We start from the raw sequence: 19,906 nt of genomic DNA, 5'->3' as shown, positions 1-19,906 counted from the left end.
CCCCCCCGGGGTCCGCCTTTCAATCCTTCTGCTGCGTTGCCTCTACCCCCCGGGCGGGGCCGGCTCCGCACATCGCGGAGCCGGCCCGGCCGTTTGCAACGCCCCCACGCCCACGCCCAGATCGTGCTCGATCCTGGATGTAGTGGCCTCGGCATCGCGGGACACCACTACATCCAGGATGTTGCACGATCCTGGCGGCGCGCGCGTGTCCCGGGGCTAACGCACAGGACGAGCATCACCACGAGCAGCGCCGTCATCGCCAGCGCGCCAGGGGCCTTTGTGAAGCGGGCCAGGTTGGTGCCGTCCGGCAGGGCCAGGAACGCCGCCACCGAGGCCGGCACCACGAACCACGTCGTCCGAGTTGCGGTGAGCGCGAGCAGCGCCAGCGGCCAGGTCGCGTACCAGGGGTGGAAGACCGGGGACAGCACGACGGTGGCGACCAGCGCCAGCGCCGCACCGCGCAGCGCCACCCGGGGGCGGGCCGCGTCGATGCCTGTCACCCGCCGCCGTACGTCGTTCAACGCGCGCAGCGCCTGCCAGCCCCGCCACCACAACACCACGAGGACCCCGGCGAGCAGCAGCAACGCGACCGCCCGGGCCACCGGCACCGCCTGCGGGTCCCGGCCGACAAGTGCGCCCGCGTAGTCCACGACCAGGCCGACGGCTGTGGGTGGCGACGTCCACTGCTCGGAGTCCCCGCTGTGGGTCAGGCCGCCCACCCAGCCGAACCCGAGGCCGGACAGCGCCGAGGCGACCAGCAGCGCGGCGAGCAGCCCTCCGGCCAGCCAGCCACCGCCGCGCAGCAGCGCCCGCACTGTGTACCGGCCGTGCACGCCGGCCAGTACGGCGAACGGCACGACCACCACGGCGCTTGCCTTCACTGTCACGGCAAGCCCGAGCAGCACCCCGGCGAGCAGCAGCGCCGACGGCCGGCCGGGTCGACGGACCACCACCAGCAGCCCGCACAGCAGCAGCCCGAGCATCATCGCGTCGTTGTGCGCGCCGGCCACCAGGTGTACGCCGACCAGCGGCCCGGCCAGCGCCAGCCAGGCCGCCCGCCGGGTCGGCACCCCGACTGCGCGCGCCAACCCGGGCAGGCAGAACGCGGCGAGCAGCAGCCCCGCCACGGCGATCACGCGTAGCAGCACGACAGTGCCGGTGAGCCCACTGCCGAGGGCGACCGCGAGCGCCGCGAGCAGCACGAACACCGGCCCGTACGGCGCGGGGGTGTCCCGCCAGATCGGCGCCACCGTGTCCACCCACGGGCAACCCGCCGCCGCCACCCCGACTGTGTACGGGTCGACGCCGTGCGCGTACGTCCAGCCCTGGCAGGCGTACGAGTAGACGTCCCGGCTGCCCAGCGGCGGCGCGACGAGCAGAGGCAGTGCCCACAGCCCGGCGGTGACGTACGCCCAGCGGGTCGACGGCGCGCCCGAGCGCAACGACCACCATGCGCCGACCAGCAGCGCGGTGCCGACGAGCCAGCAGATCAGCGTGGCGGGGCCGCCCGGGGCCCGCCAGATCGACGCTGGCGTGGCGCCGAGCGGGGAGTCGGGCAGCGCCCCGCCGAGATACCCGGCCACGGCGAGCAGAACGGCGCCGGCCAGCCCGCCGTAGCGCGCCGCTGTAGCCGCCCCCGACGAAACAGCAAGCGGCGGACCGGGGCGCGGCGAGGCAGGCCGGTCGGGGGGCCGGTCGGGTGCGCCGGGAGCGGTCACCGGCGCACCTTCCCTCAGTCGGTGGCGACCGGCTGCCGGGCCGCCCGAGCCGACCGTACCAACCAGACGACCACCACGATCACCAACAGCGTCATCAGTGGCGCACCGACCGTCTTGGTGAACCGGGGCAGCCCGGTGCCGTTGGGCAGCACCAGGAACGACGCGACGAGCGTGACCACGACGAACCAGCCGGTGCGGCGGGCGGTGGCCGCCAGCACGAACAGCGGCCACGTCCAGTACCAGGGATGCACCACCGGCGAGAGCGCGACAGTGACGGCAAGCGCGAGACCGGCGTAGTACAGCGGGTCGCGGGTTCGTGCCCGCCACCAGAGCCAGACGAGGAGTACGGCCAGCAGCACGACGGCGATCCCGCGGGTCACCGGCAGCGCGTCGACGTGGCCGCCGAACAGTGCCGCGATGTAGCCGATGGTCTGCCCGACGGCAGTCGGCGGGGACGTCCAGGCGATGGCGGCACCGCCCTGGGACAGCCCGCCGACCCAGCCGAAGTCCAACCCGCCCGCGACTGTCACTCCCACGACGGCGGCGACCGCCCCGCCGACCACCCAGCCGCCGTCGCGGATCAGCGTGCGGATCCGGTACGGGCCGGCGGTGGCCGCCAGCGCGGCGAACGGCACCACCACCACGGCGGTGCTCTTGATCGCCACAGCGATGCCGAGCAGTAGGCCGCCGACCAGCAGCATTCCGGGCCGGCCCTGGTGCGACGCCACCACTGCGAGCCCACCGACAAGCGCGGCGAGCATCAACACGTCGTTGTGTGGGCCACCGATCAGGTGCGCGGCGACCAGCGGGGAGCCCAGCGCCAGCCACACGGCCCGCTTGGCCGGCACACCGGCCCGACGCGCCAGCACCGGAAGCGCCCACGCGCTCAGCACCACGCCGACAAGCGACAGCGCCCGGAACAGCACGATGCTGGCGGTAAGCGAACCGGTGGCCTTGACCACTGCGCCCGCGATGAGCACGAACAGCGGTCCGTACGGCGCCGGGGTGTCCCGCCAGATCGGGGAAACCGTCTCCAACCAGGGGCAGGGCAGCGCGGAGACACCCTGCTCGTACGGGCTGATGCCGCCGGCGAAGCTGGCGCCCTGGCAGGTGTACGCGTACACGTCCCGGCTGCCGAAGGGCGGTGCGACGAGCAGCGGCAGCATCCACAGCCCCACGGTGACCAGAGCCCAGCGGGTCGATGGCCCACCGTCACGCAGAGCCCACCAGGCGTACGCCATGAGGCCGGCACCGACCAGCCAGGCGGCCAGGATCAGCGGGCCGTTGGTGCCCTGCCAGATGCTGACCGGGGTGCTGCGCAGGGGGCCGCTGGGAAACGCGCCGCCGAGGAACGCGGACAGCGCGAGCAGCATCGCGCCGGCCAGGCCGGTCCAGCGCGCGAGGTGGGAAGGCACGTCCGACATGCTGCCAGCACCCGGGTAGGTGGCCGACGGCAGGCACCGTCAGCAGTGGCCCGCCGGCGTGAGGCTGCTGGAGATCGTGTAGTCGCCGGGGGCGCGGACGTGCACCTCGGTCCACCCGTCCGCCCCGGGCCGCACGCAGCCGTCCGGGCCGGTAAGCGACAGCCAGCGGGACCACCGCACCCGTACCTGCACGTCGCCGGGCGCTGCGGTGAGCCGGACCGCGCCCCGGTCGGCGGTGACGAGCTGGCCCGGCGCTCCGACCAGCGGCGTCGGATCGACGACGGCGTACATGCGCCAGGTCGAATCGCTCCAGACCTCCCGCAGGTACGGCAGACCGGTGCGGATCAGCGTGGCCTCGTCGCGCCCCCACCGGTCGGCGGGGGCGTCCGGGGCGAGCGCCACGTAGGTCACCGCCTCGTCGCGGAGCCACTGCTCGTAGGTGGCAGCGTTCAGGGTGCCGTCGTAGAACAGCGCGTTGCGATCGCTGTCCACCTGGCGTTCCCAGCCCCGGGCCAGCGGCACTGTCGGCGGCACGTACGCGGACTCCCAGTGGTCGCGCAGCGGCACCACCTCGACCCGCCCGATGGGCTGCCGCCGTTCCAGTTCGTCGACGAGCGGCCGGTAGAACGCCGGGGCGCTCTCCGGGGAGCCGGCCCGGGTGACGTCGCTTGTCATCACCGGCGACTGCCACCAGACCGTCGCGGCGAGCAGCCCGGCCAGCCACGGCCCCGGCAGCGCCGCGTAGCCGGCAAGCACGGGCAGCGCGAAGAGCATCGGCAGGCGCAGCGCGTTGGAACCGATCGGGCTGGGCACGTAGTAGGCCCCGACCAGGAGCAGCACTGTGAGCAACGCGCCGACGCGCAACACCCGACGTCGGCGCGGCAGCACCACGGCCACCAGCACGGCGAGCGCCACGTTTATCCGCATCGACTCGGCCGAGTACGGCTGGGTGCCTCCGTTGCCGAAGAGGACCGCGATCGGTGCCAGGGTGACAGCGGGCGCGACAGCCAGGACGAGCCCTTCGGCGAGGGGTCGCTCCACCCGCCAACCACCCGGCAGTGGGCGCCCCGGACCGTCCCCGCGACGCACTGCGACAAGCAGCAACGCCGCGCCCGCCAGCCCGGTGAACAGGCCGGCGACAGGGCTCGCCGCCGTGGCAAGGGCGGCGCAGGCGGCGGCGAGCGCCAGCCGAACCGGACGGGGTGGGCGGTCCGCGCTTACCGCGCAGAGCGCCAGCAGCCCGAACGCCAACCCGACGGCGAAGGTGATCCGACCGCTCGCCAGGTTGCCGACAAGCACCACGGCACCCAGGAGGCCGGCCAGCAGTGGCCGCCGCGCCCGGTTCCGGATGAACAGCCAGCCCAGCGCCGCCGCGCCGAGCACAGCGGCGATCGCCCCCAGCGGCCGCATCCCGACAAGTGCGCCCAACCTGGCCGTGAACAGGCTGTACCCGTACTGGTTGACGCCGCCGTACCAGCCGAGGTCCAGCGGCGCGCCACCGTAGCTGTCGGCGAACTCGGCACGCGCCACCTGGGCGGCGAGGTCGGTGCCCATCCGTGGCGCGACGAGGAACGCGGCGGCGAGCGCCACCGCTGCCCCGGTGACCAGCGCCCAGACCGCGTGCGGTGAGCGGTCGTTTCCGGTGCGCTGCCCGGCGGGGCGGGTCACCGCATCAGGCATTGAGGACCCGTTCGGTGGCGGCGCGGGAGCGGCGGCCGACCCGCAGGTACTCGTCGAGGAACTCCCCCGGGTCGTCGCGGCCGAGCAGCCGCACCACCCCGGCCAACTCCACCCCGTGCCGGGGCAGCTGGTCGCCGGCCCGGCCCCGGACCAGCATCAGCGCGTTGCGGACCTGCGCGGCAAGGGACCACCCGGCGGCCATCTCGGCGGCGTCCGCCGGGTCGATCAGGCCGGCCCGCTCGGCCGCCGCGAGGGCGTCGAGGGTACGCGTGCCACGCAGCGCCGGTACGTCGCCGGCGTGCCGGAGCTGGACGAGCTGCACCGCCCACTCCACGTCGGCGAGCGCGCCGCGCCCCAGCTTCGTGTGGGTGGCCGGGTCGGCGCCCCGGGGCAGCCGCTCGTTCTCCACGCGGGCCTTGATCCGGCGGATCTCGACGATCTGTTCGCGGGTGAGCCCGCCGGCCGGGTACCGCACCGGGTCGATCATCGTCTCGAAATCGGCACCCAGGTCGGCGTCGCCGCACACGAACCGGGCGCGCAGCAGTGCCTGCGCCTCCCACACACGCGACCAGCGGGCGTAGTACTGGGCGTACGCGGCGAGGCTGCGGACCAGTGGGCCCTGCCGGCCCTCCGGGCGCAGGTCGGCGTCGACACCCAGCGGCGGGTCGGGTGCGGGTACGCCGAGCAGCCGGCGCAGTTCCTCGGCGATCGCCTGCGCGGCGGTTCTGGCGGCTGCCTCGCCGGTGCCTGCTGGTTGGTCGTAGACGAAGAGCACGTCGGCGTCGGAGAGGTAGTTCGACTCGTACCCGCCGAGCCGTCCCATGCCGATCACGGCGAACCGCAGCCCTTCCGGTGCCGGCTGGCTGGCCCGGGCGGCACGCAGCGCGGCGGCGAGGGTGGCGTCGGTGACGTCGGAGAGCGCCGTGCCGACCTCGGTGATGTCGGCGAGCCCGGGTGGTGGGCGTTTCGCGCCGTCCGGGCGGGTGGGGCTGGGTGCGAGCGCGCCGGCCCGGCTGAGCACGTCGGCGCAGGCCACCCGGACCAGCTCCCGCCGTCGCAGCGCCCGTACCGCGCGGGTCGCCTCGACCGGGTCGCTGTGCCGGGCGGCGGCCGCGAGGAATCCTTCCCGGACGACCTCGCGGGAGCGGGGCGTCAGCTCGTTCTCCTCGGCCAGCAGCCGCAGCGCCTCCGGGTCGCGGGCGAGCAGGTCGGCGGCGTACCGGGACACGGACAGGACCCGGGCGAGCCGCCTGGCGACCGGGCCGCCGTCGCGCAGCAGCCGCAGATACCAGGGGGTGCTGCCCAGCTTGTCGGAGACCTTGCGGTAGTTGAGCAGACCCCGGTCGGGTTCCGGCGCGTCGGCGAACTCGCTGAGCAGCACCGGCAGCAGGGTCCGCTGGATGGCGGCCGTACGGCTCACCCCGCCGGTGAGCGCCTGGAGGTGACGCAATGCCCCGGCCGGGTCGGCGAAGCCGAGGATCTCCAGCCGGTTCCTGGCCGCCTCCGGGGTGAGCCGCAGCCCGTCGGCCGGCACCCGGGCCACCGACTCCAGCAGCGGCCGGTAGAGCAGTTTGGCGTGCAGCCGGCGTACCTCGGCGGCGTGGGTGACCCACTCGGCCCGGAAGCTCTCCACGGCGCTGCGCCCCGGCGTGGCCGTGAAGCCCAGCGCGGCGGCGAGCCAGCGCAGCGCGCCCGGTTCGGTGGGCACGGTGTGGGTACGGCGCAGGGCCTGCAACTGGAGGCGGTGCTCGACGCTGCGCAGGAAGCGGTAGCCGCGCAGCAGCGCCTCGCCGTCGGCCCGGCCGACGTAGCCACCGGCGACGAGCGCGCGCAGCGCCGGGATGGTGCCGGGCGCCCGCAGCGTCTCGTCGCCGCGACCGTGCACGAGTTGCAGCAACTGGACGGCGAACTCGATGTCGCGCAGCCCGCCCGGGCCACGCTTGATCTCGCGTTCCAGCTCCTTCGGCGGGATGTGGTCGATGATCCGGCGGCGCATCGCGCGGACGTCCTCGACCGCCTCGGGGCGCTCGGCCGCCCGCCACACCAGCGGCGCGAGCTGGTCGATCCACTCCTGGGCCAGCGGCAGGTCACCGGCGGCCGGGCGGGCCTTGAGCAGCGCCTGGAACTCCCAGGTGCGCGCCCACCGCCGGTAGTAGGCCAGGTGACTCGCGAGGGTACGCACCAACGGGCCACGGTTGCCCTCGGGGCGCAGCGCGGCGTCCACCGGCCAGGCGACAAGCCCACAGATTTGGATCAGCCGGGTCGCCACAAGTGTCGCGGCGGACAGGTCGGCGTCCTCGGCGGCCACGAAGATGACGTCCACGTCGGAGACGTAGTTCAGCTCGCCGCCACCGCACTTGCCCATCGCCACCACCGCGAGGCGGGGCCGTTCGGTGCCGTCCGCCAGCTCCGCGACGGCGATCTCGTACGCCGCGGTGAGCGTCGCGTCGGCGAGCGCGGACAGCGCCGCCATCGTCTGTTCCAGGGCCCGCCCGCCGGTCAGGTCGGCCGCCGCGATCCGCAGCAGAGCCAGCCGGTACGCGGTCCGCAGCGCCGCCACGGCATTGCCACCGTCGGTCGGCTCCAGCCGGCCCTCGGCCAGCGGCGCGAGCCCGTCCGGAGCGGTCCGCAGCGTCGCGGAGTGCTCGGGATGGGCCACCAGGTGGTCGCCGAGCGCCGACGATGCGCCGAGCACCGCGATCAGCCGTCGCCGCAGCCCGGGGTCGGTGTGCAGCTCGGCGAGGAGCGGCGACTCGGTGCCGTCGGTGGTGCGGCCTTCGGCCTCCACGATGCGGTGCAGTTGGCGCAGCGCCAGATCCGGGTCGGCGGCCCGGGACAGCGCGGCGAGCAGTTCACCGGCCCGCTCGTCGACAGGCTCCTGCTCGACCGGCAGCCACAGGCGCAGCCCGTCCGGGCCGAGCAGGTCGGCGGCGCGTGCCCCGCCGTCGCCCTCGGCGGTGCCGAAGCCGTAGCGCGCGAGCCGGCCCGGCGTCCTGGTCGGCCGGCTCATCAGTGCCCGAGCAGCGGCAGGCCGCGCCGCGTCGTGCTGTCGTCCAGCTCGCCGAGGGCCAGCGCGGCGAACCGGGCGGCGAACGGCTGCCAGACCTCCTCGACGTCGACCATCACCGCGTCGCAGGCCGCCACCACCAGCTCCGGGTCGTAGCCCAGTTCGGCGAGCAGGGCCGAGTCGGCCGCCCAGTCGGCGATCATCGCGGTGTCGCATTCGATGTGGAACTGGAGGCCCCAGGCCCGGTCACCGAGCCGGAACGCCTGATGCGGGTAGCGGGTGGACGCCGCCAGCAGGGTGGCGCCTCGGGGCAGCTCGGTGATCTCGTCGGAGTGCCACTGGAGGACGTCCGGGATCAGCGGGACGTACCGGAACAGCGGGTCACCCTCGGCGGCGTCGCGCCGGCCGACCACGCCGGGGCCGATCTCCGGCCCGGACGGGCTCCGTTCGACAAGGCCTGCGTGCGCGGTGGCGAGCAGCTGCGCGCCCAGGCAGACGGCCAGGGTGGGTACCCGGTAGCGGACCGCCTTGCGCAGCAGGCCCTCCACCGCGGGAAACCAGTGTGCGCCGGGCGAGCCGTCCGCAAGCGGGTACGCCTGCTGGTCGCCGCCGAGCACCACGAGCGCCGCATACCCCTCAAGGTCGGCGGGAAGCTCGTCACCGGCGTGCGGGCGGACCACCTCCAGTTCCAGCCCTGCCTCGGTCAGCCACTCACCCAGCCGGCGCGCGTCGTCCGTCGGGTCGTTCTCGATAACCAGCGCGGTTGCCACCCGTCGAGGCTAGCCGGTGCGCTTCGTGGTGCCACTCCCCGGCACGGGCACGCGCCGTCGTTGCGGCTCGTTAGGCTCTGCGGTTGTGATCAGCGAGGACACCGCTGCGGTCCGCCCGCCCGTGCTGCGCCCCGGCGACACTGTGGCGCTTGTGTCGCCGTCCGGGCCGACCTCGCCGGAGCGGGTGGCGCGAGGGGTGGAGCTGCTCACCGGTTGGGGGTTGCGGCCGGTGCTGGGGTCCAACGCGTACGCCCGGCACGGTTACCTGGCCGGCACCGACGAGCTGCGCGCCGCCGACCTGAACGAGGCGTTCACCGACCCGCGGGTGCGCGGGGTCATCTGCACCCGTGGCGGGTACGGCGCGCAGCGGATCGTGGACGCCCTCGACATGGCCGCCGTCCGCCGCGATCCGAAGGTGGTGGCCGGCTTCTCCGACATCACCGCGTTGCAACTCGCGCTGTGGCGGGGCGCCCGGCTGGCAGGCGTACACGGCCCGGGCGCCGCCTGGCGGGACGAGCGCACCCCGCTGCGGTCGGCCGAGTCGTTGCACGCCGCGCTGATGACCACCGAACCGGTGACGGTCACCGCGGTGCCGGAAGAGGACACCTTCGGCGTACGTGTCGCGGGCCGGGCCACCGGCACCCTGCTCGGCGGCAACCTGTGCATGATCGTCGCGTCGGTCGGCACCCCGGACCTGCCCGACCTGACCGGGGCGGTGCTGCTCATCGAGGACGTCCAGGAACCCCCGTACAAGGTCGACCGGATGCTCACCCAACTGCGCCGGGCGGGTGCCCTCGACGGGCTGGCGGGGGTGGCGGTGGGGCAGTTCACCGACTGCGCCGACGGCTGGGACACCACTGTCACCGACGTGCTCGGCGAACGTCTCGGCGACCTCGGCGTACCGGTGCTCGGCGGCCTGCCGATCGGCCACGGCCCCGGCCAGCTGACAGTCCCAGTAGGCACCGAGGCCCACCTGAACACCGACGCCGGCACCCTAACGGTCACCCCCGCAGTAACCTGACCGCCCTCCCCCCACCCCCACCCACCTTGTTGATCATGAGGTTGGCGGGGCTTGCGGGCGTCCGAACCCCCGTCAACCTCATGATCACGCTGCGGGTGGGGGCGGGAGGGCGGGGGCGGGGCGGGGCAGGGCGGGGATTAGGTGGGGGGTAGGTGGGCTACGGCGCCGATTTCTAGGGCGGCCCAGACTGCGCCGTCGGGGGTGATCGTTAGGCCGTGGGGTTCTGCGGCGGGGGTCGGCAGGTCGTGGCCGGTTATCCGGCCGTCGGGGTCGATGTGGCCGATCCGGTTGGCGCCCCACTCGGTGAACCAGCAGCCGCCTCCCGGGTCGGCGACGATCGCGTGTGGGCGTGCCGCGCGGTCCGGTAGTGGGAACTCGTCGATCCGACCGTCGGGCGTGATCCGGCCGAGTTGCCCGGCGACGATCTCGACGAACCAGAGCGCGCCGTCGCCGCCGGCCGTGATGCCGACCGGCCCGGCGGCCTCGGTGGGCAGCGGGTGCACAGTCACCGCACCGTCGAGATCCACCCGGGCGATGGCGTTGCCCTGGTTGAGAGTGAGCCAGAGCGCGTCGTCCGGGCCGGCGGCAAGCATCGACGGGAAGCCCTTGGCGACCGGCAGCGGATACGTGGTGACCATCCCGTCGACTGTCACCCGACCGACAGTGTCGTCGGCCATGCCGGCGTACCAGAGGGCCCCGTCCGCACCGGCGGCCAGGCCGCAGGGCCCACAGCCGGGCGGCAACGCCACCGAGTCGACCTTGCCGTCGACGGTGATCCGGCCGAGCCGGTCGTCGCCCGAGCGGGTGTACCAGAGCGCGTCGTCCGGGCCGGCGACGATTATCAGAGGGCGGCTGTCCGGCGGGTCGGCGCGGTAGGTCCGTACCTCACCGTCGAGGCCGAGCCTGGCGACGCCGCCGGAGCCGGCAAGCGTCAGCCAGAGCGCGCCGTCGGGACCAACAGTGATCGAGTACGGGCCGGAGCCTGGCCCGGTGAGCGCGACCTCGCGGATGACTGTCTGTGTCATGCGATGCCCTTTCGTCGGGTTTCGCCCAGCCTTTCGGCCGCCCCGGTGTGACGCAACCCGAATAAAGCCGGCCCTTTCCCCCGGATTGCCAGCCCGCTGACAGGTTCGACATGGGTTGCGCCCAGCTCCGGCGGTCACTGTCGGTGACGTCATCGCATCACCACCGATAGGAGATTCGCATGATCCGCAAGATGTCGAAGAAGCACCTGCTTGCCGGCGTCGCCGCCGCTGGGGTGCTCGGCGTCGGGATCGCCGCCCCGACGGTGGCTCTCGCCGACGACAAGACCCCGTCCCCGAGCGCCAGCACCACCGACCAGGGCGGCGACCGCCAGCAGCGGCACGCCGACCGGCAGGCCGAGTTCGCCGAGGCGCTCGCCAAGGAGCTGGGCGTGTCGACCGACAAGGTCACCGCTGCGCTGGAGAAGCTGCACGAGCAGCGGCAGGGCGACAGGCCGGAGCGGCCGTCGACGCAGGACCGGCAGGACGCCCTGAAGGAGCGGCTGGACCAGGCCGTCGAGGACGGCAAGCTGACCCAGGAGCAGGCCGACGCGGTGCTCAAGGCCGCCGAGGCAGGCGTGTTCCCAGGCAAGGGTGGCCCGCACGGTAAGGGCGGCCCGCACGGCAAGCCCGGCCAGGACGGCAAGCCCGGCCAGGACGCCCCGAAGGGCGAGCCCACTCAGGACGACGAGTCCGGCCAGACCGGCAAGTGACCGGTGGCCCCGCCGGTGCCGACCGCGCCTCCTCCCGGACGGCACCGGCGGGCCACCACCCCCACCGCTCCCCCACGGTTCGTGGCTGTTGTGACGGCAACGAACGCGGCTTCCTGGAAACCGGGGCATCAAGCACGCCGGGACACCCCGGTTTCCAGGAAGCCGAGTCGATCAAGGCGTTGTGCTGCCCCCGCTCGCTGCGCGAACGCCGGAGAGCCGCACACACGAACGGGCGCCGCACCCGGGACGTACCCGGATGCGGCGCCCGTCGCGCTGTCCCACCGCCCGTGGCACCAACGCTGTCACAGAGGGCGGGACAGTCCTCAGCGAGCGGTCGCGTACGCGGCGCAGCCGATCAGCTCGAGCGAGACCTGAAGCCGCTCAAGGCTGATGTTCTTGGCGATGGTGTCCTCGGGCGTGTGGTACGGAGGCTCCAGCAGCGCCGGGCTCTCCTCGCCACGCCAGGAGAAGTTGGCGCTGGCGATGCCGACCTCCTGGAAGGACTGGTGGTCGCTGGAGCCGCGCTGCGTCACCGGCGACATGCGCGGGTCGTAGCCGAGGCGCAGGCCCGCGGCCGTCACCTCGTCGGTGGCCCGGTTGGCCTGCCCGTCGAAGGACAGCTGCCAGTACCGGGTCGCCGGGTCCCAGCTGGTGGCGACCATGTCGTTCTGGTACACGGCGAGGAACCGGTCCCGCTCCGCCTGCGGCAGCTGCCGCACGTGGTAACGCGAGCCGATCAGCCCCTGCTCCTCCGAGCCCCACAGGGCGAAGCGGAGAGTGGCGTTGACCGGGATGGCCTTCATGACACGGGCCAGCTCGAGGCAGAGCACCGTGCCGGAGCCGTCGTCGTTGGCGCCGGGAGCGCCGATGACAGTGTCGTAGTGGGCGCTGACCATCACGACCGGCCCGTTGGCGCCGGCGCGTCCGACCCGCTCGGCGATGACGTTGTGGGACGTCAGGTTGCGGTGCGCGGCGGTGGAGATGACGAGCGTGAGCCGCCGCCCGGAGGCGACGAGGGCACGCAGCCGTTCCTTCTGCGCCTGCGCGACACCGACCACCGGGATCGGCACCGGCGAGTTGGCCGAGCCCGGCAGGGTCGGCGTGAACGTCCCACTGCGCCGCGGCGGCACGCCGTCGGCGGCCAGGAACACCACGGCGGCCGCCCCACGGGCCAGCGCGGTGGCGACCAACTGCTCACGCCGGGCCGCCACGTAGTCGATCAGCACGATCTGGCCGGAAACGCTCGCGGGGTAGTTCTCGGGTGCGCCCGCGCCCACGTCGACCACGTCGCCGCTGACCGTGGTGTCCAGCGCGGCGTGCGCCGAGGCGCCGGCCTGCCAGTTCAGGTCGGTGGGCAGTCCGGCCGGCGAGGAGAGCTGGGCGAGGAACTTGTCCGCCACCGCGAACGGCTCCAGCTCGACGCGGTAGCCGTGGTGGGCCAGTTCCTTGGCGATATAGTCGGCGGCGCGGCGCTCGGAGGAGGTGCCGCCGATGCGCGGACCGATGTCCTCACTGAGGTAACGCAGGTGCTTCACGGCCCGCTCGGCCGAGACCTGAGCGATGATCTTGCGATCGTCCGACGTGAGGGCCGGCTTCCGGCTGGCACCGGGGCGCTTGTCGTTTGCCGCCCAGGCCGGGGCCGGAAGAGCCACGGTGGCGGCGCCACCGAGAGCAATGGTCAGCATGCGGCGCCGGTTCACATTGGATGACGACGCTGAATCAGTAGCGGGGGTAATGGGGTGACCGCCGTTGGTCATGTGCTTCTCCTTACTTTGCCGGGCCTGCTCGATGGTTGACTGAGCAGGCCCGAGGAAGGTCGAACCTATCCACCTCCGGGCCGGCCTCCAAGATCTGTTCGGACGGTCGTCGGAGGGCAGGCAGTCACCCCGTTCCACCAGGCGGACCAGCGCATACTCCCTGGCAGGGGCAGTCCTCGACGATTTGCCCGCCTTGATCACCTCTGGCGGGCCGTTTACGCCCGACACGCCGAAAAGGACTGGTGACAAATTCCACTGATGTGCGGCGACCCGATATCCGCGCCATCCCACAACGCGGGCGTCGACATCCCAGAACACCGCGACGCGACAACCCGATTCGGGTGCGTTCGTCGCCGTCCAAGCCGACGACGAACGCACCTCCGTCGAGGTCAGCCGCCGGCCGGTGGCGTGAAGACGCCGAACCGGTTGCCGGACGGGTCACGCAGCCAGGCGCGTACCAGACCGCTCGGCGTTGTCACCGGCGCCACGAGCACCGTGCCGCCTGCCGACTCGGCCCGCCGGCAGGCCTCCGCCACGTCCGCCACCTCGGCGTAGAAGATCGCGTAGTTCGCCTCGTCCCCACCGAGGCCCCGGATCGCGCCGCCGATCCCCCGCTCACCGCCGGCCGTCGTCTGCCGGTACGACCCACCCGGGCCGCCCTGCTCCTCGAAGCTCCAGCCGAACAGGTCGGTGTAGAAGCGTTGCGCCTCGTCCGGCCGGTCGGAGCCGATCTCGAACCAGGTCACGGGCGTGCTGGACATGCTGCCTCCTCGCTGGGCCGGCCCGGACGGCCGGCGTCGAGAAGCAGCATCGTCGCGGCCCGCGACAGCGTCCTGTCGGTGTTTCGCAGACGATCAGACCAGGCTCAACGGGCGTACCCGGTCAACAGGAACGTCGAGGTCGCCGGGACGCAACTCCCGGGTCACCGACTCGGCCAGCGGGTGCACGGACCTGATCCGGTCGGTGCGGAAGCAGCGGACAGCGTCGCGCAGCCGGCACCAGGCCACCAGGTACCAGTGCGTCTCGTTGCCCAGGTAGCCGAGCGGTTCCACGTCGCGTGCCGAGTCGGCGCCGTCGCGGTCGGCGTACCGCAGCCGTAGCACCCGCCCGGCGGCGACCGCGTCGGCCACGGCGGCCGGGACGGCGGTGCCCGGCCCGCCACCGACCAGGTGCACCCGGCCGGCGAGCCGGTGCGCCTCGGCAACCGCGGCGGGTGGCATCACCGCTACCAGTTTGCGCAGCGCGACGCCGGCGGCCGGGGCGAACGGCGAGCCGCCCAGCCGGTGCAGCGCGACGGCCATTGCCACCGCCTCGCCCGGCGTCAGGTTGACCGGCGGCAGGGTGCGCGCCCGGTCGACCACGTAGCCGCCGGCCCGGCCCGGCTCGGCCCAGATCGGCACCCCGGCACCCTGCAACGCGGTGATGTCCCGCTCCACGGTGCGGGTGCTGACCTCGAAGTGGTGGGCCAGCCAGCGCGCGCTGCGCGGACGCGGCGATATCGCGCGCAGCTCTTCGACAAGGGCGTAGAGGCGGTCGGTACGGTTCACCCCCGGAACCTAGATCCGGGGTACGACAGCCTCAGGCGATGCAGGCGCAGACGATCAGAGCGGCGCCGAAGTGCGTGGCGGCGCTGATCCGGGCGGCCGGGTGCGGCTCGGGCGAGCAGATGACCTCACCGAGCTTGCCAGGGGTGAGCAGGTCGAGCACCACGAATGCCAACGCCATGATGGCAAGCCCGACCAGCCCGAAGACCACGGTGGAGGCGAGCCCCTTACCGAAGTCGCTGTAGCTGGTCAGGATCGCCGTGAAGACGATCCCGGCGATGCCGAGCTGGTTGGCGGCCAGCAGCAGCCCCGCGTTGGCGTTGCGGTCGACCCAGATCAGGTCCCGCAGTCGCCCGGGGGTCAGCAGGTCGACCAGGCCGAATCCGGCCGCCATGAGCCCGACGCCCACGACACCGAACACGATGCTCTGCCAGGCGCCACTGAACAGATCCTCCAGCACGGACTGCCTCCCGAATCTCCGCCCGGAGGGGTACCGGCGCGGTGATCGAGACGATAGCGGCAGGATGCAAGCGCGTCAGCGCCGGCTCTACAGGGCCAGGTAACGCTGCCGCTCGTACGGGGTGACCTCGCGGCGGTACTGCTCCCACTCGGCCCGCTTGTTGCGCAGGAAGAAGTCGAAGACGTGCTCCCCGAGCACCTCGGCGACCAGTTCGGACTCGGCCATCACGTCGATCGCCTCGGCGAGGTTCTCCGGCAACGCCTCGTAGCCCATGGCACGCCGCTCGGCGCTGCTCAGCGACCAGACGTCGTCCTCGGCGCCCGGCGGCAGCTCGTAGCCCTCCTCGATGCCCTTCATGCCAGCGCCGAGCAGCACCGCGAAGGCGAGGTACGGGTTGGCCGCCGAGTCCGGTGAGCGGACCTCGACGCGGGCCGAGTTGGGCTTGCCGTACGCGGGCACCCGGACCAGCGCGGACCGGTTCAGGTGACCCCAGCAGACGTACGCCGGGCTCTCGGTGATGCGGTCCGGCAGTGCCTGCGGGAACAGCCGCTTGTAGGAGTTGACCCACTGGTTGGTGACGGCCGTGTACTCCCGGGCGTGCACCAGCAGGCCGGCGATGAACGACTTCGCCACCTTGGAGAGCTTCATCGGGTCGCCACTGTCGTGGAAGGCGTTGCGCTCGCCCTCGAACAGCGACAGGTGGGTGTGCATGCCGCTGCCCGGCTGGTCGGTGAACGGCTTCGGCATGAAGCTGGCCTGCACTCCGGTGGAGAGCGCCACCTCCTTGACCACGTGCCGGAAGGTCATGATGTTGTCGGCGGTGGTGAGCGCGTCGGCGTAGCGCAGGTCGATCTCCTGCTGGCCGGGGGCGACCTCGTGGTGGCTGAACTCCACCGAGATGCCGATCCGCTCCAGCGCCAGCACGCCCTGACGGCGGAAGTCGCGGGCCACCGCGTGGGTGGTGTGCTCGAAGTAGCCGCCGGTGTCCACCGGGGTGGGCACCGAGCCGTCCTGCGGACCGTTCTCCAGCAGGAAGAACTCGATCTCCGGGTGGGTGTAGAAGGTGAAGCCCTTTTCGGCGGCCTTGGACAGCGCCCGGCGCAGCACGTGCCGGGGGTCGGCCCAGGACGGGCCGCCGTCGGGCAGCAGGATGTCGCAGAACATCCGCGCGCTCTCGCCGCTCACCCCGCCCTCGAACGGGAAGACCTGGAAGGTGGTCGGATCGGGCATGGCAACCATGTCCGACTCGAAGACCCGGGCGAAGCCCTCGATCGCCGAGCCGTCGAAGCCGATGCCCTCCTCGAAGGCGGACTCCAGCTCCGCGGGTGCCACCGAGACGCTCTTGAGCGTGCCCAGCACGTCCGTGAACCACAGCCGAACGAACCGGATGTCCCGCTCTTCCAGCGTGCGGAGGACGAACTCCTGCTGACGGTCCACTTCCCCAACCCCTCGCGACACTCTTTTTGTCCGCCTTGGTCGGGCTGCACCCGACCTGCCCGCCCAGTGTTCCCGGGCCTGGTTACGCAGACGTTACGCGAACCACCGCCGCCCGTCCCCTCGTGTCCCGTCCGCCGAGCTACGCCGGCCGGGCGCGGGTGCCGCCGGGTGCGCCGTGGCGTGGCCGCCATCTCGTCCGAGGGTACGGATTGGCCGGGCGGAGCTGGGGCAAGATGAACACATGCCCACCCTGCGTCTCGCCCTGTCCCAGGTCAACCCGAGAGTCGGCGACCTCTCCGGCAACGCCGACCTGGTCCGCAGCTGGACCCGCCGGGCCGCCGACGCTGGCGCCCAGCTGGTCCTCTTTCCGGAGATGATGCTTACCGGATACCCGGTCGAGGACCTCGTCTTCCGGCGCTCCTTCATCGCCGCGTCCCGCGCCGCCCTGGAGCGGCTCGCCGCGGACCTCGCCGCCGACGGTCTCGGTGACCTGCCGGTCGTGGTCGGCTACCTCGACGCCGACGGCCCACCGCAGGTCAGCGGCGACGCCGAGCCGGGCCGGGGCGCCCGCAACGCCGCCGCGCTGCTGCACCGGGGCACTGTTGTCGCCCGCTACTTCAAGCACCACCTGCCCAACTACGGCGTCTTCGACGAGGACCGCTACTTCGTCCCCGGCGACGAACTGACGGTGGTGCGCATCGGCGGCGTCGACACCGCGCTGACCATCTGCGAGGACCTGTGGCAGGCCGGCGGGCCGTTCGCCGCCGCCCGGCAGGCCGGCGTCGGCCTCGTGGTCAACATCAACGGCTCGCCGTACGAGCTGAACAAGGACGACGTCCGGCTGCCGCTGGTCCGGCGCCGGGCCGCCGAGGCGGGCGCCACAGTCGCGTACGTCAACATGATCGGCGGCCAGGACGAGCTGGTCTTCGAGGGCGACTCGATGATCGTCACGGCCGACGGCGAACTGCTCACCCGTGCCCCGCAGTTCGTCGAGCACCTGCTCGTACACGACGTCGAACTGCCGGCCGCCACCACGGCGCCGGGCACCCAGAGCGTCGCGGACAACATGCGGGTCGTGCACAGCACCGTGGAGACGATCCCGCCCGCACCGGCCGGTCCGGCCGCCTCCGGCGGGCTGATCGAGCCGGTGGCCGACGAGGCGGAGGTGTGGCAGGCGCTTGTGCTGGGCCTGCGTGACTACGTCAACAAGAACGGTTTCCCGTCTGTGGTGCTCGGCCTCTCCGGCGGCATCGACTCGGCGGTGGTGGCCGCCCTGGCCGTCGACGCGCTGGGCCCCGACCGTGTGGTGGGGGTGTCGCTGCCCAGCCAGCACTCCTCCGAGCACTCCCGCGAAGACGCCGCCGACCTTGCCAAGCGCACCGGTCTGGACTACCGCGTCGAGCCGATCCAGCCCATGGTGGACAGCTTCCTGGCCAACCTGTCGCTGTCCGGTATCGCGGTGGAGAACCTCCAGGCCCGGGTCCGCGGCGTCATCCTGATGGCGCTGTCGAACCAGGAGGGCCACCTGGTGCTGACCACCGGCAACAAGAGCGAGCTGGCCGTCGGCTACTCCACCCTGTACGGCGACTCGGTCGGCGGCTTCAACCCGATCAAGGACGTCTGGAAGACGCTGGTCTGGCGGCTGGCGAAGTGGCGCAACGCCGACGCGGCCCGCCGGGGCGAGACCGCCCCGATCCCGGAGAACTCCATCGGCAAGCCGCCGAGCGCCGAGCTGAGCCCGGGTCAACTGGACAGCGACAGCCTGCCCGACTACGACGTACTGGACCCGATCCTCATCGGGTACGTCGACGGCGACCTCGGCCGGGACGGGCTTGTCGAGTCCGGCCACGACCCGGCGGTGGTGGACAAGGTGCTCCGGCTGGTGGATACCGCCGAGTACAAGCGACGGCAGTCCGCGCCCGGCGCGAAAATCTCGATGAAGGCGTTCGGCAGGGATCGCCGGCTCCCCATCACCAACCGGTGGCGCGAGGACGGCTGAGCCGTCCAGATGGGCGCCGGGTCGCTGACCCGACCCGGCGCCCCGCCACCGTACGGGAGTGAAATCTTCCACTGCGCCCTGCCGTCACCCCGTCCGCCGGTGCGACGATCACGACGGAACCCGGGGACCGCGCAGGCGGCCTCGAGGAAGGAGACAGTGATGGTGGAGTCCACTCCGAACGAGGTGACCGCGCTGTACGGCGGCCCGGCCACCCGTAGGGTCCGCACCAGGGACCTGATCGCCGCCAAGGAGCGCGGCGAACGGTGGCCGATGCTCACCTCGTACGACCAGTACACCGCAGGGATCTTCGACCAGGCCGGCGTACCGGTGCTGCTCGTCGGCGATTCGGCGGCGAACAACGTGTTCGGCTACGAGACCACCCTGCCGGTCACCACCGACGACCTGCTCCCCCTGGTACGGGCCGTGGTGCGCTCGACCCGGCAGGCCCTGATCGTCGGTGACCTGCCCTTCGGCTCGTACGAGGAAGGCCCGACCCAGGCGCTGCGCACCGCCGTACGGTTCATGAAAGAGGGCGGCTGCCACGCGGTGAAGCTGGAAGGTGGCCGCCGCTGCGCCGCGCAGATCGCCGCCATCGTCGGCGCCGGCATTCCGGTGATGGCGCACATCGGTTTCACGCCGCAGAGCGAGCACACCCTGGGCGGCTACCGGGTGCAGGGTCGAGGCGACACGGCCGACGAGGTGCTCGCCGACGCGCGGGCGGTCACCGAGGCGGGTGCCTTCGCGGTGGTACTGGAGATGGTGCCGGGCGAGGTGGCCAAGCAGATCACCCACGAACTGCCCATCCCCACTGTCGGCATCGGCGCCGGCCCGGACACCGACGCCCAGGTGCTGGTCTGGCAGGACATGGCCGGCCTGCGTACCGGCAAGGCCCCCCGCTTCGTGAAGCGGTACGCCGACCTGGCCGGCACCTTGACCGAAGCCACCCGCCGCTTCGCCGACGAGGTCCGCGGCGGCGAGTTCCCGGCAGCGGAACACACCTTCTAGCTCTCCGCGGCCTAGCTCCCGGCAGCGATTCAGCTCAGCCGAGGTGCTCTGCGCTGGCGCGGCGCCCTAGCCGGGGCGCGGCTGCCAGCCCAGGCGTGGCACCTTGCGCTGGTACGGGCATTCAGCGCAGGCACGGCAGCTTGCGCTGGCACGGGCATTCGGCACTGACAGTGGCGGTGGGACCGTCGGCTCACGTCCTCGGGCATCGGCCGGTCCCGCCGTCGCCAGCGCGCCATCCGCCGCCGGCGGCGGCGGATCGATCATGGCGACTGAAATTGTCGTACATGCGTTCTAAACTTTGGTTGTGATTGACGCGTTGGAGCAGGCCGAAGCCGCAGTGGCCGCCTGC

At 72.8% G+C, this 19,906-nt stretch carries 15 protein-coding genes; 4 read left to right on the top strand and 11 right to left on the bottom strand.

Annotated elements, in window-relative coordinates; translation table 11 throughout:
- Window positions 1–167: 167 nt before the first annotated feature.
- Genes mptB (ACPXB1_RS29120) through ACPXB1_RS29100 form a run of 5 tightly spaced genes read right to left on the bottom strand, consistent with a single transcriptional unit; the run spans window position 168 to window position 8,599 of the window.
- Window positions 168–1,718 carry a polyprenol phosphomannose-dependent alpha 1,6 mannosyltransferase MptB gene (gene mptB / locus ACPXB1_RS29120; protein WP_355632791.1) on the bottom strand — a complete coding sequence of 517 codons (1,551 nt, stop codon included), beginning with the start codon at window positions 1,716–1,718 and terminating at the stop codon, window positions 168–170.
- A gap of 14 nt (window positions 1,719–1,732) precedes the next feature.
- Window positions 1,733–3,133 carry a polyprenol phosphomannose-dependent alpha 1,6 mannosyltransferase MptB gene (gene mptB, locus ACPXB1_RS29115; protein WP_425736064.1) on the bottom strand — a complete coding sequence of 467 codons (1,401 nt, stop codon included), beginning with the start codon at window positions 3,131–3,133 and terminating at the stop codon, window positions 1,733–1,735.
- Window positions 3,134–3,181: 48 nt separating this feature from the next.
- On the bottom strand, window positions 3,182–4,822 hold the full coding sequence (locus tag ACPXB1_RS29110) for a hypothetical protein (protein WP_355597795.1): 1,641 nt from the start codon (window positions 4,820–4,822) through the stop codon (window positions 3,182–3,184).
- Window positions 4,815–7,832, bottom strand: coding sequence for a bifunctional [glutamine synthetase] adenylyltransferase/[glutamine synthetase]-adenylyl-L-tyrosine phosphorylase (locus tag ACPXB1_RS29105; protein ID WP_355597796.1), 3,018 nt, complete (start codon window positions 7,830–7,832; stop codon window positions 4,815–4,817). Before ACPXB1_RS29105 ends, ACPXB1_RS29110 begins: the two co-directional genes overlap by 8 nt.
- On the bottom strand, window positions 7,832–8,599 hold the full coding sequence (locus ACPXB1_RS29100) for a type 1 glutamine amidotransferase (protein WP_355597798.1): 768 nt from the start codon (window positions 8,597–8,599) through the stop codon (window positions 7,832–7,834). The genes ACPXB1_RS29105 and ACPXB1_RS29100 overlap by 1 nt, the downstream gene beginning before the upstream one ends.
- A gap of 85 nt (window positions 8,600–8,684) precedes the next feature.
- Here ACPXB1_RS29100 and ACPXB1_RS29095 point away from each other — a divergent pair, with 85 nt between their 5' ends.
- Window positions 8,685–9,620 carry a S66 peptidase family protein gene (locus tag ACPXB1_RS29095; RefSeq protein WP_355632800.1) on the top strand — a complete coding sequence of 312 codons (936 nt, stop codon included), beginning with the start codon at window positions 8,685–8,687 and terminating at the stop codon, window positions 9,618–9,620.
- A 137-nt stretch (window positions 9,621–9,757) separates the two neighbouring features.
- Here the strand turns inward: ACPXB1_RS29095 and ACPXB1_RS29090 are convergent, their stop codons facing one another.
- Window positions 9,758–10,645: a virginiamycin B lyase family protein gene (locus ACPXB1_RS29090; RefSeq protein WP_355597802.1), complete on the bottom strand. Its 888-nt coding sequence runs from the start codon at window positions 10,643–10,645 to the stop codon at window positions 9,758–9,760.
- A gap of 179 nt (window positions 10,646–10,824) precedes the next feature.
- Here ACPXB1_RS29090 and ACPXB1_RS29085 point away from each other — a divergent pair, with 179 nt between their 5' ends.
- The gene (locus ACPXB1_RS29085) at window positions 10,825–11,355 is read left to right on the top strand and encodes a hypothetical protein (RefSeq protein WP_355597804.1); all 531 of its coding nucleotides are present in this window, start codon (window positions 10,825–10,827) and stop codon (window positions 11,353–11,355) included.
- Window positions 11,356–11,678: 323 nt separating this feature from the next.
- On the opposite strand, the gene ACPXB1_RS29080 is transcribed toward ACPXB1_RS29085, so the two are convergent.
- The 5 genes from ACPXB1_RS29080 to glnA all read right to left on the bottom strand — a co-directional run bounded on the left by ACPXB1_RS29080 (window position 11,679) and on the right by glnA (window position 16,553).
- Window positions 11,679–13,040: a M28 family peptidase gene (locus tag ACPXB1_RS29080; protein WP_355597806.1), complete on the bottom strand. Its 1,362-nt coding sequence runs from the start codon at window positions 13,038–13,040 to the stop codon at window positions 11,679–11,681.
- A 461-nt stretch (window positions 13,041–13,501) separates the two neighbouring features.
- Window positions 13,502–13,873: a VOC family protein gene (locus tag ACPXB1_RS29075; protein WP_355597808.1), complete on the bottom strand. Its 372-nt coding sequence runs from the start codon at window positions 13,871–13,873 to the stop codon at window positions 13,502–13,504.
- A 93-nt stretch (window positions 13,874–13,966) separates the two neighbouring features.
- Window positions 13,967–14,659, bottom strand: a complete 693-nt coding sequence (locus ACPXB1_RS29070) for a helix-turn-helix transcriptional regulator (RefSeq protein WP_355597810.1) — start codon at window positions 14,657–14,659, stop codon at window positions 13,967–13,969.
- A 31-nt stretch (window positions 14,660–14,690) separates the two neighbouring features.
- Window positions 14,691–15,116: a DUF350 domain-containing protein gene (locus tag ACPXB1_RS29065; RefSeq protein WP_053653223.1), complete on the bottom strand. Its 426-nt coding sequence runs from the start codon at window positions 15,114–15,116 to the stop codon at window positions 14,691–14,693.
- Between the two features lie 87 nt (window positions 15,117–15,203).
- The gene (gene glnA, locus ACPXB1_RS29060; RefSeq protein WP_355597812.1) at window positions 15,204–16,553 is read right to left on the bottom strand and encodes a type I glutamate--ammonia ligase; all 1,350 of its coding nucleotides are present in this window, start codon (window positions 16,551–16,553) and stop codon (window positions 15,204–15,206) included.
- Between the two features lie 241 nt (window positions 16,554–16,794).
- On the opposite strand from glnA, the gene ACPXB1_RS29055 reads away from it, so the two are divergent.
- Together ACPXB1_RS29055 and panB are read left to right on the top strand one after the other, a co-directional pair.
- A complete protein-coding gene (locus ACPXB1_RS29055) occupies window positions 16,795–18,552 on the top strand; it encodes an NAD+ synthase (RefSeq protein WP_355632934.1) in 1,758 nt (585 codons plus the stop codon).
- Between the two features lie 159 nt (window positions 18,553–18,711).
- Window positions 18,712–19,557, top strand: coding sequence for a 3-methyl-2-oxobutanoate hydroxymethyltransferase (panB, locus tag ACPXB1_RS29050; RefSeq protein WP_355597816.1), 846 nt, complete (start codon window positions 18,712–18,714; stop codon window positions 19,555–19,557).
- The last annotated feature ends 349 nt before the right edge of the window (window positions 19,558–19,906 follow it).

It is taken from the genome of Micromonospora sp. DT68, from assembly GCF_049847245.1.
Taxonomy (GTDB): domain Bacteria; phylum Actinomycetota; class Actinomycetes; order Mycobacteriales; family Micromonosporaceae; genus Micromonospora; species Micromonospora profundi.
This window is presented reverse-complemented; position numbering and strand designations above follow the sequence as displayed.

Bases quoted from the DNA above. Each gene is read 5' to 3' on its own strand.
- ACPXB1_RS29085 (WP_355597804.1), top strand. From the start codon at position 10,825: ATGATCCGCAAGATGTCGAAGAAGCACCTGCTTGCCGGCGTCGCCGCC.
- panB (WP_355597816.1), top strand. From the start codon at position 18,712: ATGGTGGAGTCCACTCCGAACGAGGTGACCGCGCTGTACGGCGGCCCG.
- ACPXB1_RS29105 (WP_355597796.1), bottom strand. From the start codon at position 7,832: ATGAGCCGGCCGACCAGGACGCCGGGCCGGCTCGCGCGCTACGGCTTC.
- ACPXB1_RS29090 (WP_355597802.1), bottom strand. From the start codon at position 10,645: ATGACACAGACAGTCATCCGCGAGGTCGCGCTCACCGGGCCAGGCTCC.
- ACPXB1_RS29055 (WP_355632934.1), top strand. From the start codon at position 16,795: ATGCCCACCCTGCGTCTCGCCCTGTCCCAGGTCAACCCGAGAGTCGGC.
- ACPXB1_RS29080 (WP_355597806.1), bottom strand. From the start codon at position 13,040: ATGCTGACCATTGCTCTCGGTGGCGCCGCCACCGTGGCTCTTCCGGCC.
- ACPXB1_RS29075 (WP_355597808.1), bottom strand. From the start codon at position 13,873: ATGTCCAGCACGCCCGTGACCTGGTTCGAGATCGGCTCCGACCGGCCG.
- ACPXB1_RS29110 (WP_355597795.1), bottom strand. From the start codon at position 4,822: ATGCCTGATGCGGTGACCCGCCCCGCCGGGCAGCGCACCGGAAACGAC.